13 protein-coding genes are annotated in these 14,899 nt (G+C 72.1%); 6 read left to right on the plus strand and 7 right to left on the minus strand.

From position 1 onward, the window contains the following. Positions 1-2: 2 nt before the first annotated feature. Both ADL15_RS11150 and ADL15_RS11155 read right to left on the minus strand, forming a co-directional pair. Positions 3-473, minus strand: a complete 471-nt coding sequence (locus ADL15_RS11150; RefSeq protein ID WP_067688001.1) for a hypothetical protein — start codon at positions 471-473, stop codon at positions 3-5. Between the two features lie 119 nt (positions 474-592). Continuing rightward, positions 593-2,110 (minus strand): M28 family metallopeptidase, encoded by a 1,518-nt coding sequence (locus ADL15_RS11155; protein WP_067688005.1) that lies wholly within the window; start codon positions 2,108-2,110, stop codon positions 593-595. Between the two features lie 203 nt (positions 2,111-2,313). Between ADL15_RS11155 and ADL15_RS11160 the strand changes: the two genes are divergently transcribed. Continuing rightward, positions 2,314-3,786: an ATP-binding protein gene (locus ADL15_RS11160; RefSeq protein ID WP_067688008.1), complete on the plus strand. Its 1,473-nt coding sequence runs from the start codon at positions 2,314-2,316 to the stop codon at positions 3,784-3,786. A gap of 6 nt (positions 3,787-3,792) precedes the next feature. Here ADL15_RS11160 and ADL15_RS11165 read toward each other — a convergent pair whose 3' ends face one another. Together ADL15_RS11165 and ADL15_RS11170 are read right to left on the minus strand one after the other, a co-directional pair. Next, complete coding sequence (locus ADL15_RS11165) at positions 3,793-6,021, minus strand: putative bifunctional diguanylate cyclase/phosphodiesterase (RefSeq protein ID WP_232344024.1); 2,229 nt, start codon at positions 6,019-6,021, stop codon at positions 3,793-3,795. A gap of 48 nt (positions 6,022-6,069) precedes the next feature. After that, the gene (locus ADL15_RS11170) at positions 6,070-7,686 is read right to left on the minus strand and encodes an acyl-CoA dehydrogenase family protein (RefSeq protein WP_067688011.1); all 1,617 of its coding nucleotides are present in this window, start codon (positions 7,684-7,686) and stop codon (positions 6,070-6,072) included. Between the two features lie 62 nt (positions 7,687-7,748). On the opposite strand from ADL15_RS11170, the gene ADL15_RS11175 reads away from it, so the two are divergent. Then, entirely contained in the window at positions 7,749-9,473 is a 1,725-nt protein-coding gene (locus ADL15_RS11175; RefSeq protein WP_067688014.1) for a methyl-accepting chemotaxis protein, read from the plus strand. Here the strand turns inward: ADL15_RS11175 and ADL15_RS11180 are convergent. Continuing rightward, positions 9,461-9,958, minus strand: coding sequence for a MarR family winged helix-turn-helix transcriptional regulator (locus tag ADL15_RS11180; protein ID WP_067688018.1), 498 nt, complete (start codon positions 9,956-9,958; stop codon positions 9,461-9,463). The genes ADL15_RS11175 and ADL15_RS11180 overlap by 13 nt on opposite strands. A 142-nt stretch (positions 9,959-10,100) precedes the next feature. On the opposite strand from ADL15_RS11180, the gene ADL15_RS11185 reads away from it, so the two are divergent. The 4 genes from ADL15_RS11185 to ADL15_RS11200 all read left to right on the plus strand — a co-directional run bounded on the left by ADL15_RS11185 (position 10,101) and on the right by ADL15_RS11200 (position 12,537). After that, a complete protein-coding gene (locus tag ADL15_RS11185) occupies positions 10,101-10,733 on the plus strand; it encodes an FMN-dependent NADH-azoreductase (protein ID WP_067688021.1) in 633 nt (210 codons plus the stop codon). Positions 10,734-10,798: 65 nt separating this feature from the next. Continuing rightward, complete coding sequence (locus tag ADL15_RS11190; protein ID WP_083971139.1) at positions 10,799-11,476, plus strand: phosphatase PAP2 family protein; 678 nt, start codon at positions 10,799-10,801, stop codon at positions 11,474-11,476. Between the two features lie 9 nt (positions 11,477-11,485). Next, the gene (locus tag ADL15_RS11195; RefSeq protein ID WP_067688024.1) at positions 11,486-12,214 is read left to right on the plus strand and encodes a phosphatase PAP2 family protein; all 729 of its coding nucleotides are present in this window, start codon (positions 11,486-11,488) and stop codon (positions 12,212-12,214) included. Then, positions 12,211-12,537, plus strand: coding sequence for a RidA family protein (locus ADL15_RS11200; RefSeq protein WP_232344025.1), 327 nt, complete (start codon positions 12,211-12,213; stop codon positions 12,535-12,537). The genes ADL15_RS11195 and ADL15_RS11200 overlap by 4 nt, the downstream gene beginning before the upstream one ends. A 1,042-nt stretch (positions 12,538-13,579) precedes the next feature. Here ADL15_RS11200 and ADL15_RS11205 read toward each other — a convergent pair. Together ADL15_RS11205 and ADL15_RS52860 are read right to left on the minus strand one after the other, a co-directional pair. Then, complete coding sequence (locus tag ADL15_RS11205; protein ID WP_157441303.1) at positions 13,580-14,467, minus strand: hypothetical protein; 888 nt, start codon at positions 14,465-14,467, stop codon at positions 13,580-13,582. Positions 14,468-14,511: 44 nt separating this feature from the next. Next, a complete protein-coding gene (locus ADL15_RS52860) occupies positions 14,512-14,820 on the minus strand; it encodes a hypothetical protein (protein WP_157441304.1) in 309 nt (102 codons plus the stop codon). Between the last annotated feature and the right edge of the window lie 79 nt (positions 14,821-14,899).

Here is a 14,899-nt window from a genome sequence, read left to right on the forward strand (position 1 = left end):
GGTCAGGCGGGTTGGTGGTGGTTCAGGCGGGCTTCCAGGTCGGCTTCGGCGGCTAGGAGGGTTCGGGGTGGGGTTGCGCCGAACGCGCCTCCGGGGCGGCGGTAGACCGGGCAGGGGATGACTTCGAAGGTTTTCTCGCCGGCGTGGATGCGGAGGAACCAGCGGTGGGCGGCGGCGTCCCGTTCCAGGCCGGTGATCTCGGCGAGCGGGATCCGGTAGGTGCGGGTGATCCAGTGCTGGGTGACCGCCTCGTCGTCGATCACCGTGCGCCAGCGGAAGCTCAGCAGCGGGAACGCGACCACGACCACGTAGAACAGCAGCGCGACCGCGGCCTTGCAGACCGTCGCGACGCTCAGCTCGTGGAGCAGGGTCACCAGGCCTGCGCCGACGGCGCCGGTCAAGGCCGCCACGATCAGCCCGGCGGCGAACAGCCACGGCACGTGCCGGTAGACCCGGGCTTCATTCATCGACATGCGCACATCCTGCCGCAGCCCCGCCGTCGCGGAGCCCCCGCCCGCGCTCGCTGAGGAAAGCCACGCAGGGAAGGGCCCCCGCCCGCTAGGTGAGCGGGCGGGGGCCGGGGAGGAAGGGGTCAGCGGACCAGGTGGTCGCCTCGGTAGGGGAGGGCGGGCCGGGCCGGGGCGCGGAGGCTGCCGTCCGGGTAGAAGCCGGTCTTGGTGCGGGCCAGGGTCAGGACCGCGTGGGCCGCGCCGTCGCCCAACTCGGACAACGCCTTGGCGTTCAGGTTGTTGATGTCGTCGCAGGCCTGGTGGTAGCAGGCGTCGTACGGTGCGCCCGCCGTCCCGCCGTACACCGCGGCCTGCTCCGGGGTCTTGATTCCCTCGGCGCCGCTGAACAGGCCACCGGCCGGGATGCCGGCGTCGATGAACGGGCCGTAGTCGCTGCGGCCGTCGAACGCGGTCGGGTCGGTGGCCAGGCCCTGCGCGGTGAAGTAGGTCGTGAACAGCGACTCGATCTGGTCGGAACCGGTCGGGCCGGACGTCCCGGTGGCCGAGCCGTCGCCGTCGTAGACGAAGCGGACGTAGTTCGGCGAGCCGACCATGTCGAAGTTCAGGTTGGCGAAGATGTGGGTCAGGTCGGTGTCGCTGAGGTTGGCCACGTAGTGGGTGGAACCGAGCAGCCCGCCCTCCTCGGCACCCCAGAACGCGAAGCGCACCTGCTGCCGCGGCGTGATCTTCAGCTTGGCCAGCTGGACGGCGATCTCCAGGATGGTGGCCGAGCCGCTGCCGTTGTCGTTGATGCCCGGTCCGGGCACCACCGAGTCGAGGTGGGCGCCGACCACGAGGACGCGGTCCGGGTTGCCCGCGGGGCTGTCCGCGATGATGTTGCTGGTGGTGGCGTTCGGGTTGACCTCGGTGCTGGTCACCACCCGGAGCGTGACGTCGCCGGCCGACGCGGCGGCGTCGAGCGCGCTGCCGTCGGCGAACGACAGCCCGACCACCGGGATGGCGGCCGGCCCGCCGAGTGTGCCGTGGAACAGCTCGGTCCGGCCCTCCTGGCCCTCGTTGAAGATGATCGCCGCGTCGTACCCGGCGGCCGCCGCGTTCGCGGCCTTCACCGCGAAGTCGCAGCCACCACGCTGGATCAGCGCGATCTCCGGCGCGGTCGCCGACGCCGGGGTGAAGTCGGTCGCCGAGCAGCCGGCGGTGGAGCTGGGCGTGGCGGTCGGCGGCAGCACGTTGTCCAGCGCCGGCACCACCCGGCCGGTGATGTCACCGCTGGCCGAGTAGTCGTACGTGGTCGTCGCGTAGGCGGGTCCGGCCGGCGACACGCGGAGCAGCTGGGCGGGCGCGAGTTCCCGGTAGAACGCGAAGGTGAACTTCTGCTCCTTGACCTTGTACCCGGCGCTCTTCAGCACCCCGGTGACGTACGCGGCGCTGGCCGCGAAGCCCGGCGTGCCGGAGGCCCGGGTCCCGCCGTTCTGGGTGGCGATCCGCTGGAGCACGCGTTCGTGTCCGAGGATGCCGGCGACGGTGACCGCGTCCCGCAACTTCTTGGTGCTGATCTCGTCCACCGCTGACGCCGGCTGCGGAGCCAGCGCCACGATCAGAGCGGCGACAAGGGGAACGGCGAGTGTGCGTGTACGCAACGAACTTCCTCCTCCGTGAGACCGGCGGGCCGGCCAGGACGAGGCGGCGCGCCGGGTGCGACGGCCGTGCGCCGCAGCCGGGGCACCGGCCGCCTGCCCACGACATCGAGGGTGATCAGCGTCCGCAGATTAACCGAGATGAATACGCTCGGGGAAGCATGGTCGTGTCACTCTGGGGAAAGTCGGATAGCGGAGGAAACACCATGTCTGAGGCGAACACCCCGCGTCCGCGCGGCGAGATCTTCGAGTACGCGGGAGCCACCGTCGAGCTCGTCGACGCGAACACCGTCCTGGCCGCGGCCCGGGTCAACCCGGTCGAGCTGACCCGCCGAGGTGACTGGCCGGCCCCGGTGCAGCGCGTCGACGTGACAGTGTCGAGCGTGGACGGAAAAGACGGATCAGCGCACGTGTTCGTCGCGCGGATCCGGGCCGGCGCCGAGGAGATGACCACCGAGCGGATGCGCCGGATGGTGCTCGGCAACGACCCGATCGGCCTGCTGCTGTCCAAGCGGATCGCCGACGGGGACCCGATGGCCACCCGTTTCGTGGATGGCGTGGGGACGGCCGCTGCCGCGGCGTACAAGAAACTGGGTTTTGACCGGACCGCGAACCCGGCGGCGAACCGCGGATCGGGAGTCTTCGCGGACGCCGGGGTGGGTCTGGTGGCCGAGGTGGCCTACGAGGCGGACGGCGACGTGGTCCGGCTGCGGGCCGAGGTGCCGCGCGACGAGGTGACCGCGACCCACCTGCGGGCCTTCGTGACGCTGACCCTGCAGGCGGTGACCGAGCTGGCCGGTCCGGACGCGCTGCGCGGCAGACGGTACGTGTTCAGCCGGGAGGCCACCCCGGCGCCGGCCCCGGTCACCACCCAGCAGGTCACCCTGGACATGGTCGGCGGGCTCGCGGACGTGGTCGGCGAGCTGCGGCAGATCGCGGTGTCGTTCCGGCACCCGGAGGCGATGGCCCGCTGGGGCGCGCGCCGTCCGCAGGGCCTGCTGATGTACGGACCGCCCGGCACCGGCAAGACCATGCTCTCGCGCGCCCTGGCCAACGAGATCGGCGCCGACTTCCGGGAGATCCGCACCCCGGAGATCCTGGACAAGTGGCTCGGCGGCTCGGAGCGCAACATCAAGCAGATCTTCCGGGACGCCCGGCGCTACCGGGTGCCGACGCTGATGCTGTTCGACGAGTTCGACTCGATCGTGAGCTACGCCGGTGGCGGCGGGGACGCGGCCAGCCAGGCACTCAACGCGGTCGCCGGGATCTTCAAGCAGGAGATGAACGACCTGATCGAGGCGAACCCGAACGTGATCGTGGTGGCCACCACGAACTTCCCGGAGCGGGTCGACGAATCACTGATCCGTTCCGGTCGCTTCGACATCAAGATCAGCGTGCCGAGGCCGGACGAGGTGAGCCGCACCGAGATCTTCCGGAAGATGATCCAGGGCCTGGTCGCGGCGCACGAGACCGAGGGGTTCCGGATGTTCGCCGACGATCTCGACCTGCCCGCGCTCGGCGTGGCCAGCACCGGGATGACCGGCGCGGACATCAAGGAGGTGCTGCGCCGGGTGCAGATGACCAAGGCGATGCAGGACGCCCGCACCGGCGGCCAGGCCGACCCGATCACCCAGGCCGAGCTGCTCGGCGCGGTCCGGGCGCTACGCGGCCGAGGATAAATGGCACTACGCGGCAGATGACAGAGCGGCGGGCGCGAACGGGTCGACCACGGGGCGGCCGAAGTGGTAGCCCTGCGCCCGCCGATACCCGAGCCGGTACAGCTCCGCGGCCTGCTCGGGAGTCTCCACCCCTTCGGCCACCGCGATCAGCCCGAGGCCGTCGGTCAGCTGGATCAGCGACGCGGCGATCACCGCGTGCCGGTCCGAAACGGTCACGTTCTCCACGAACGACTTGTCCACCTTGAGGATCTTCACGGGTACGGCCTGCAGGATGCCGAGCGACGAGTGCCCGGTCCCGAAGTCGTCGAGCGCGATCGCGATCCCGAGCGCGTTCAGCTCGTGCACCGCTCGCACCGCGACCCCGCCGCCGAACACCGCGGTCTCGGTGATCTCGACGACCAGGTGGTGCGGGTCCATCCCGGTCTCGGCGAGCACCGCCGCGACCGCGTCGACGAAGCCCGGCTCGGCCAGCTGCCGGGCCGACACGTTCACCCCGATGTGCCCGGGTGCGACGCCCCGGGCCTGCCAGGTGCGGTACTGCTCGCAGGCGGTGCGCAGGATCCACATGCCGAGCTCGATGATCAGGCCGTTGCGTTCGGCGACCGGGATGAACTCGACCGGGCTGACGAACCCGCGTTCCGGGTGCTGCCAGCGGATCAGGCTCTCCACCGCCTGCGGGGCGCCGCCGGGCAACTCGACGATCGGCTGGTAGACCAGGTGGAGCTGGCCGGCATCCATCCCGACCCGCAGGTCGGCGCCGAGCCGGGCCTCCTCGCCGGCCTGGGTGTCCAGCTCGAGGACGTACCAGCGGTGGTGCCGGCCACCGGCCGCCTTGGCGGCGTACATGGCCAGGTCGGCGCGGCGCAGCACCTCGACCGGGTCGATCAGGAAGTCCGCGTCGGCGATCCCGATGCTCGCGCCGACCAGCAGGTCCTGGCCGCCGACGTGGATCGGCAGGCGGATCACCGTGTGCAGGCGTTCGGCCAGTTCGTCGCAGGACTGCGTGGCGCAGCCCGGCAGCAGGACGGCGAACTCGTCGCCGCCCATCCGCGCCACCATGGCGCCGTCCGGCATCGCGTCGGACAGCCGGTGGGCGATCACCATGAGCAGGTCGTCGCCGACCGCGTGCCCGAACCGGTCGTTCACCGACTTGAACCCGTTCAGGTCGAGCAGCAGCACGTGCGGTGAGCCGGCCGCGAGCGCGGTGCTCAGGCTCCGCTCGAACCCGCGCCGGTTGGACAGCCCGGTCAGCTCGTCGTGCATGGCCAGGTCCTCGAGCTTGCCGGCCTGCCGCTGCACCTGCTTCACGAAACCCCAGTTGCGCGCGATCACCAGCAGGAACAGGGTGACCGCGCCGACGCCGATGCCGCCCCAGGCGATGTTGCCCGGGTCCTTGACGCCCTGCAGGAAGAGCAGGCCGGGCGCGAGCAGCGAGCACGCGGCCAGCACGGCGAGCCGGCGGCCGCCGATGCCGTACGGGTCGATCCCGGCGGCGGTCGGGCGCCGGCGCATGCTCGGGTGCAGCGCGGCCGCGCCCCAGCACGCGTACGCGAGAAGAAACCCGGAGTCCACGAACCCGCCGGTGTACTCGGCGGTCGTCGACATCGTGGTGTAGAACAGGTCCCCGGTCAGCATCAGGATCGAGCCGATGCCCAGCAGCCGCAGGCTCGGGGTGCGGTTCTCCGGCCGGGTGAACATCCGGGCCACCGCGGCGGTGAGCATCACGTCGCACATCGGGTACCCGATGGTGACCATCCGCTCCAGGGCCGGGGTGCTGCTCTCGGCGAGGGTCGGCCCGACCACGAAGACCCAGTAGATCAGCCCGATCCCGGTGGAGATGACGGCCGCGTCGATCAGCCCGCCGCGGTCCCGGTCGCCGTTGCCGCGGCTGAGCCGGATCATGCCCGGGACCAGCAGGAACGGGTACGCGCACAGGTAGAGCAGGTCGGCCCAGGACGGGTACGGGTACTCGCCGAGGCGCAGCTCGGTCACGTCGTACGTGACGTCGCCGGAGACCAGCATCGCCATCCCGGCGGCGAACATCAGCCACGGGCCGCGGTGCTCCGGCCGGTTCCGCAGGACCCCGACGACCATCATCAGCACCGACGTGGTGCCGACCGTGTTGACGTAGATCTTGGTCGGCAGGGTGTCGTCGGGCAGCAGCGGGAAACACAGAGCGGCGACGGCCGCCAGCATCAGCCACCCCGCCCAGAGCTGCACCCGTCCGTTACGCACATCCTCCGATCGGCCCGCGCGCCGCCGGGTTGAGGCCGGGCCCGGTTGTCAGGCGGGAGCGGCCCGGTCGACGATCGCCGCGGTGTCCGTTCCGGCGGGCAGGGTGCCGAACGTGTGACCCCAGTCCCCGCCCAGGCGGCTGGCGCAGAACGCGTCCGCGACCGGGGCCGGTGCGTGCCGGACCAGCAGGGAGCCCTGCAGGACCAGGGCCATCCGCTCGACGAGCCGTCTCGCCCGTACCTCCAGATCTTGGTGATCCGCGAGGTGACCGCGCAGCTCGCGCACCGCATGGTCGAGGCGCCGATCGGCGCCCGCCGCGGCGTCGGTCTCGGCGAAGAACGCCGCCAGGCTCTCCGGCGACCGGGCCATCCCGCGCAGCACGTCGAGGGCCTGCACGTTCCCGGAGCCCTCCCAGATCGAGTTGAGCGGGGCGTCGCGGTAGAGCCGGGGCAGGCCGGAGTCCTCGACGTAGCCGTTGCCGCCCAGGCACTCGAGGGCCTCACCGACCACGGCCGGCTGCCGCTTGCACACCCAGAACTTGCCGACCGGGATGGCCAGCCGGCGGAACGCCTGCTCACCCCGGTCGCCGCGGACTGCCCGGTCGAGCGACCCGGCCAGCCGCACGGCCAGCGCGGTCGCCGCCTCCGACTCGATCGCCAGGTCGGCGAGCACGTTGCGCATGGCCGGCTTGCCGATCAGCGGGCCGCCGAACGCGGACCGGTGCTTCGCGTGGTGGATCGCCTGGGACACCGCGGCGCGCATGCCGGACGCCGAACCGATCACGCAGTCCAGCCGGGTCGTCGACACCATCTCGAGGATCGTGCGGACGCCCTGGCCCTCGTCGCCGACCAGCCAGGCGACGGTGCCGTCGAACTCCGGCTCACTGGAGGCGTTGCTGCGGTTGCCGAGCTTGTCCTTGAGCCGCTGGATGCGGAACACGTTGCGGGTGCCGTCCGGGAGGACCCGGGGGACCAGGAAGCAGGACAGGCCGCCCGGGGCCTGGGCGAGGACCAGGAACAGGTCGCACATCGGCGCGCTGGTGAACCACTTGTGGCCGGTGAGGCGCCATTGATTTTCTGTGAAAACCGCGGTCGTGGTGTTCGCCCGGACGTCCGAGCCGCCCTGCTTCTCCGTCATGCCCATGCCCGCGAGCAGGCCGCGCTTCCCCGCCGGGGTGCGAAGACCGGGGTCATAAGCGCGGCTGGTGAGGAGCGGTTCGTAAAATGCCAGATCAGGTGCGTTCCGCAGGGCCGGGATCACCGCGTACGTCATCGAGATCGGGCAGCCGTGCCCGGCCTCCGGCTGGGTCCAGACGTAGAACCCGGCCGCGCGGGCCACGTGCGCGCCCGGCCGCGGGTCGGCCCACGCGGCGCCGGCCAGCCCCTCGGCCACCGCGACGTCCATCAGCCGGTGCCAGGACGGGTGGAACTCGACCTCGTCGACGCGGTGGCCGTACCGGTCGTGGGTGAGCAGGCGGGGCTCGTGCCGGTTCGCCTCGTCACCCCAGCGCCGGGTTTCCTCGCTGCCCGCGCGCAGGCCGAGTTTGTGCAGGTCCGCGGCGTACCAGTCGGCACCCTCGCGGGCCAGCGCCTCGGTGAGGGCGGCGTCGGCGGCGACGTCGTGGCCGACGAGCGGCGGCGGCTGATTGAACACCTCGTGGGTCACGTCCGCACCCTACTACTCGGTAACCGCAAACCTCGGGGGCCGGAATTGCCTACCGTGGTCTCGTGGCACCCTTCCAGCAGTTCGTCGGCTGGTGGCGCGTACCCGGGCGGCTGCCGATGTTCGGGCTGGTGGTGCTGATCCTGGTGTGCACGTACCCGCCGCTCTGGATCATCACGCTGCGGGCGTTCGACAACCTGGAACAGCGGGAGAACATCAGCGAGGCCGAGGAGCTGCGGGTCTCGCTCGGCGCGCAGCTGCAGCGGCTCAGCGACTTCGGGATGACCAACGCGATCTGGACCGGTTCCCGCGACGACATCCGCGCCGGGGACCAGGCGAGCTTCCGGGCGCACCTGCCGGCCGAGGTGCTCGGCCGGAACTACGGGATCACCGCGGTCGCCGGGGTCGATGCCGCGGGCCGGGTCCGGGTGGGTGGCAGCATTTCCGGTACGACCTACCAGCCGCTCCCGGCCGCCCTGTGGGAGCCGGCGACGATGCTCGGGCTGTTCACTGCCGGCGCCGGCCCGGGTGACGCCAAGTGCGGCCTGACCAGCGCCACCGGCACCCCCACCGAATTCTGCGGCTTCGTCTCCTACCCCGACCAGGGCGCCGGCGGCACGTCGGCCGGCGCGCTGCTGCTGTTCCGGGAGCTGGACGCGGCCGGGCTGGCCGAGCTCTCCGCGCAGACCGCCGACGACCTGCGCCTGCGCGCCACGCCGCGCGAGGGCCGGGACCACCCGTCGCTGCCCGGCCGGTGGGGCGAGATCGCGGTGCGCACCGCGGTGGCCGGCGACAAGGTGGCGGTGGACTGCACCATCGTCGGCGTGGACGGCGTGCCGATCACCCTCGAGGTGCTCGTCGACCGGCCGATCCGCGCCCTCGCCGAGCAGACCCTGCTGCTGATCGGGCTGATCCTGGTGTCCGCCATGGTGATCCTCAAACTGGCCGCCGAGTTCACCGTCCGCAACGGGATCGGCGTGCACGTCCGCCCGCTGCAGCGCGCCGTCGAGCGGATCATGAAGTCCCGGGACCTGGAGGTCCGGGTGCCGCCGTCGGAGAACCGGGACATCGGGGCACTCAGCGACTCGATCAACGACATGCTCGCGGCGCTGGAACGCGGGGAGCGTGAGCTGGCCGAGTCACAGGCGCGCCAGGGGCGGGAGCGGGCCGAGCAGCGCGCCGCCCAGGAGCAGGAGCGCGAGGAGACGCTGCGGCAGGCGCAATCCGATGCGGACCAGGTGATCGGGAGTGTGGCGGAGCAGCTCACCACCGCGGTGCGGGAGGTGGCCGCGGTGCGGGCCTCGGTGCACGACATCAACGCCGGGGCGGCGACCGCGTACACCGCCACCGAGCAGATGGCCGAGCACGCCACCCACGCCGACACGGCGGCCGAGGCGCTCAGCGTCAGCCTGCCGGCGACCAGCGAGATGGTGAAGCTGATCGCGTCGATCGCCGGGGAGACCCGGATGCTGGCGCTGAACGCCACGATCGAGGCGGCCCGGGCCGGCGAGGCGGGTCAGGGGTTCGCGGTGGTCGCCGAGGAGGTGCGCAAGCTCGCCGACACCACCGCGGAGAGCACCGAGCGGATCACCGCCACGCTGGGCGCGCTCACCGCGTCGGCCACCGAGGTGTCCCTGGCCGTCGCCACCATGACCGACACGATCGAGAGCGTGCGGTCGGCGATCGGGCAGGTCCGTACGGTCGCCGACGGCCAGCAGCACACCATCAGCGGCCTGGTCGACCAGGTGCAGCACGCGATCGGCCAGATCGAGAACCTTCAGCAGGGCTGATTGTTGTTCACGCCCAGGCACGGGCTGTGCCCGATGGCGTCGTTGACCCGCTCGCTGATCTGCCTCAGTTGCTTGTACTGCGCCTGGGTGAGCGGGTCGATCAGCACCCGGCGGACGTCGGCGACGTGCCCGGGCGCGGTGGCCACCACCTTGTCCCAGCCGGCGTCGGTGAGCACGGCCAGGGTGTAGCGGCCGTCGGTCGGGTCGGGGATGCGGTAGAGCCAGCCCTTGGACTCCAGCCGGCGGGCGGTGTGCGAGAGCCGGGACAGCGAGCACGCGCTGAACTCGGCCAGGTCGCTCATCCTGGTCCGCCGGTCCGGCCGCATCGAGAGGCCGGCGAGCACCTGGTATTCGAAGAAGGAGACGCCGGCCTTGTGCTGCAGGTCGGCGTCGAGCGACGCCTGGAGCCGGGTGATCATCTTGATCATGGCGAGCCAGGTGGCCTGTTCGTCGGCCTCCAGCCAGCGCGGCTCCTCGGTGTTCATGAGGGAAACCTTAGCCTGCGCACCCCACCGGGCCAGTGATCTGAACGACTTGAATCGTCAACCCATCCGACTTGACGCTTCAAGTCATGACGGCCTACCTTGAGTTGACGGTTCAAGTCCGACAGCTACGGGAGCAGTACCGATGAGCATTCTTCGTATCGACGCCAGCATCCTCGGCCCGAACTCCGCGAGCAGCGCGCTCGCCGACATCGCCGAGGCCGCCTGGCTCGAGACCGCGCCGGACGCCAAGTTCGTGCGCCGCCACATCGGCAACGAGCCGGTCCCGGCGACCGCGTGGCAGCTCGCCGTGTCGTCCGGCTACGTCGCCGAGGCCGACCGCCCCGACGCCATGAACGAGGCCGTGGCCCTGGCCCAGTCCCTCGCCGCCGAGCTGCGTGACGCCGACGGCGCCATCCTGGCCCTGCCGTTCTACAACTTCGGTGTCTCCCAGCACGTCAAGGCGTGGTTCGACCTGGCCATCGCCGGTGGCGAGCAGGGCGAGAAGCTGCTCGACGGCAAGCCGGTCATCGTGATCACCACCCGCGGCGGCGCGTACGGCCCGGGCACCCCGCGTGAGGGCTGGGACCACAACACCGACTTCCTGAAGCGCATCGTCGGCGACATCTGGGGCGCCGACCTCGTCGTGATCGAGCGCGAGTTCACCCTGGTCGGGGTCAACCCGGCGCTGGACGCGTTCACCGAGACCGCGACCGCCATGAAGGAGGCCGCGCACACCGCCGCCGCCGAGGCCGGCCGCACGCTCGCCGCTCGCTGACCTTCCTCACGGGTCGCCGGCTCGTACCCACGCATCACGGCGCGATTCGTGGGTATAAGCCGCCGATGCCACGTGAACGCGAGATCGCCCTCGGAGTACGGACGACAGCGGCGGCCGGTGCGGCGGTGGCGCTGCTCGTCCCGTTCGGCGGGCTCGCGGCGCTGGTCGCGGGCCGGGCCGACGAACTGCACGGCCTCGACGCCCGGGTCACCGACCGGCTGCACGACCTGGCGCTGGGTCACCCGGACTGGGTCGACCCGATGGTCTGGTGGAGCCTGATCTTCCACCCGAACACCTGGCGGATCGCGGCCGTGGTGCTCGCCGTCTGGCTGTTCCGCCGCCGGGAGACCGCGCTCGCCTGGTGGGTGGCGGCGAGTGTGGCCGCCGGGGGAGTGCTCGGCGGCGTCCTCAAGCTGCTCTTCGGACGGCACCGGCCCGACCTGCTCGAGCCGGTCGCCCGGGCCGCCGGGTACTCCTTCCCGTCCGGGCACGCGCTCACCAACGCGCTCGGCGCCGCGGTGTTGCTGCTGGTCCTGCTGCCCCGGGTGCGCGGGCGCGGGAAGCGGGCCGCGCTGTGCGTGGCGGCGGCCGGGATCCCGGTGGTCACGGCGTACACCCGGGTGGCGCTCGGGGTGCACTGGACCAGTGACGTGCTGGCCGGGCTGCTGCTCGGGGTGGCGGTGCCGGCGATCACCGTGGCCGTGTTCCAGGGCAGGCGTGTCCCGGAGCGCTCGACGGGGTAGAAAGCGGCCGTGTCCACATTCGTCGTGCAAGCGTTCAAGCGGATCGTGCTGCCGGTCGCGGCGATCCTGGTCCTGATGATCGGGCTGGGACTGCTGCTCACCCACGTACTCCCGCACACCTGGCCGTTCACGGTCGAGGACGGTGTCAACCGGTCGTTCGAGGCCGGCCGGACCCACGTCCGTACCCAGATCTCCGCGGTCTTCAGCGGTGTCGGCAACACCTCGTCGGTGATCGCGATGACCGCGCTGATGGCGCTGGTGTTCCGCCTGACCCTGCACCGCTGGCGGGAATCGATCTTCCTCTGTCTCGCGGTGACCGCGCAGGCGCTGGTCTTCTTCTTCACCACCCTGGCGATCGACCGTCCGCGCCCGGACGTCGAGCGCCTCGACCCGTCCCCGCCGACCTCGAGCTTCCCGTCCGGGCACACCTCGGCGTCGTTCGCGCTCTACGTCGGACTCGCGATCGTGCTGGCCTCCCTCGGCCGCCCGAGCTGGCTGAAAGCCCTGTGCTGGCTGCTCGTGCTGATGCCGGTCGCGGTCGCGACGGCCCGGATGTACCGCGGCATGCACCACCCCAGTGACGTGATCTCCGCGTTCCTGAACGCGTCCCTGTGCCTGCTCGTGATGAGCCGCGCGGTGCTGTCCCCCCGCGAACCCTGGAAGATCTCTAAAGTGTCCTCATGGTCCCCTTCGACTTCCCGGGCGAACCGTCACCCAACGGGTACAGCAACGTCGTGACCATCGGCGCGGGCAGCCGCCTGGTCTGGACGTCAGGCCAGGTGGCAGCGGGCCCGGACGGCACGATCCCGACCGGCTGGGCCGAACAGACCCGCCAGGTGTTCCGCAACCTCGGCACCGCCCTGGAGTCCGCCGGCGCCACCTGGCCGGACGTGGTCAAACTGACCTTCTACGTGGTCGGCACGGACGAGCTCCCCACCGTCCGCGCCGTCCGCGACGAATTCGTCACCGTCACGTCCCCGCCCACCAGCACGCTGATCCGCGTCGCCGGCCTGGCCCGCCCCGAGTTCCTGATCGAGGTCGAGGCGGTCGCCGCTCTCTAACCCCCATTTTGTACGAATACCGAGCGCCCCGCCGCAGGCTACAAGCCACGCCCCGGGCTGATCTCGCGCCACGCCCGCCGCACTCCCGGCCGCCCCGCGCCCCAGCTCGCTGGCTGGTTTCGCGATGCCCGCCGCACTCCCGGCCGTGGCGCGCCCCAGGCTTCGGCTGGTGCTGAGGGGTGCCTCCGCGCCGCGGAGACACCCCTCAGCACCAGCCGGTCTCGCTCGTTCGTTCGCTTCCGGCCGGCGGGCGGCCGGGGTTGGCCGCCCGGCAGGGCGGGCGGCGGGTTGCGGTCCGCCCCGCCGCCAGATGCCGCTGCGGCGCACGACCGTCCCTCAGTCGTCCCGGTGCATTGTCGACCTCCCGCTCGGCGGGTGGATAAGGGCGCTGAGGGCCAGCCGGGTTGGTTCGGCTGGTGCTGGCGGCCCTTATGGCGGGTGGATAGGGGCGGTGGGGGCCAGCCGGGTTGGTTCGGCTGGTGCTGGTGGTCCTTAAGGCGGGTGCATAAGGGCGCTGAGGGCCAGCCGGGTTGGCGACGCGTGCTGCTGCCGGCCCGGGAACGCCGGACATCGCGTGGTCGGCGACCTGCCGCGGATCAGCGGGTCCGGGTGGTTCGTGGCCGGCCAGCTGCCGGGACCTGCCGTCCACCTTGCGAGACGGCTGCGCCCGGCCACGGATCGGGACAGGCGTAACGGGCCGCCGGCCGCAGGGGCCGCCGCCTGGCGAGCACCCCGGCCGTCCGCCGACCGCGACCGGGCACCCCGGCCATCCGGTGACCGCGACCGGCACCCCGGGCCGTCCGGCGACCGCGACCGGGCACCGACCCTGATCCGGCGCGGTGCGGCTGGTGCTGGCGGCTGCCTCCGGGTGGGCGAGGCAGCCGCCAGCGCCAGCCGGGGCCTGGAGTCGCGGACGGTCGGTGGGGGAGGGAGCTGGGGGCGATCTCTTCCCGGCGGGCGCGGGTCGGCGGGCTGTTCGTGGGGTCGGTGGGCCCACGGTTTGCCGCATCGTCTCCTGATGGTGCTTCGGCGCGCGCCGACGCTATCTGTCGGATCGCGGGGAGCGGAGGGCTGTCCCGCGGGCTGGCGGGAAGAGAGCGGTGACCAGGACCGCCAGGGCGAGGAGCAGCAGCGCCGCGGTGAAGGCGGCGGTCTGCCGCTCGGTGTCGACCTTGAGGGTGGAGGGATCCCAGGGCGGTTCCCAGGCTCGGCTCCAGTCCGGCCCCCGGAACGGATCCCAGGACGGCCAGCCGCGGAGCGCAGGCTGATCCGCGGTGCTGGTCGCGGACAGCTCGACCACCAGTTCGTCGCCGGCGGTCTGCGCGGAGAAGGTGCTGGTGGTCTGCGCGGAGACGGCGCTGGTGGTCCGTGTGTAGAGGTCGCCGGGGAACTGTGCGGAGAGGTCGCCGGGGGTCTGCGTGGAGAAGATGACGTAGGCGCGCTCGGCCGCGTCGCTGTAGTAGAGGTCCGAGGAGAGGGCCCGGACCTCCGCCGGTCGGCTGACTGCGGTCATGAACCAGGTGCTCCCCGTGACGACGACGGCGAGCACGGCCGCGCCGGCCAGCAGCCGGCGGGCCGCGCGGGTCGCGCTGAACAGCAGCGCGACGGCCAGCGCGAAACCACCCGCGGTGAGCAGCCAATCCCGTAGTGGGGCGAGCGGCCCGTAGCCGCCCAGGATGTCCGCGGGCCAGCCTCGGCCGCCGCTGTCCGCGTCGACCAGCGAGGCGTCCAGGGTGAGAAGGGCGAGACCGCTGATCGCCCACTGTTGCGGCCGGGTCCAGGTCGTCTGACCGATGGCGTACGCCAGGAGCACCGCCATCGCGAGCGTCCCGCAGTACCGGAACGGCGCCCGCCCGAGCAGCAGCAGCCCGGCGACCAGCACCCCGGTGAGGGCCACCAGCCAGCGCGCCGCCCAGTTCTGTGTCCGCATCCCGGGCATTCTGCCTAAATCGGGCCGGGTGCGGCACCAGCCGATCAGCCGGAAGCGACGGCGAAACTGGCCGTCAGGCTCGGCACACTCGTGGAGGCGGCCGGGCTGACCGACGCCGACGCCGACGCCGAGGGCGAGGGCGACGGGGAGGGCGAGGGGGACGTGGTGAACTGGATCGGGGACATCCCCGGCACCCCGCCCGGAACAGTCGTCGGGCCGGTCGAGACGGCCGCGGGCTCGGTGGTCTCCGGGTCGGGGTCCGGGCCGGTGGCGCGGTGGGCGGTGACCCCGCACCCGGCCGTGGCCAGCACGGCGCCGGCGACGGCGGCCAGGACGATCCGGCGATGTCTCATGCGGTGAGCCTTCCAGCGGGGGACGGCCTGTCAGGTCGGCCGGTGCGCGCCGGGGCTGAGACAACACCCGGGTGCGGTG

The organism is Actinoplanes awajinensis subsp. mycoplanecinus (assembly GCF_001509495.1).
Classification (GTDB): Bacteria; Actinomycetota; Actinomycetes; order Mycobacteriales; family Micromonosporaceae; genus Actinoplanes; species Actinoplanes palleronii.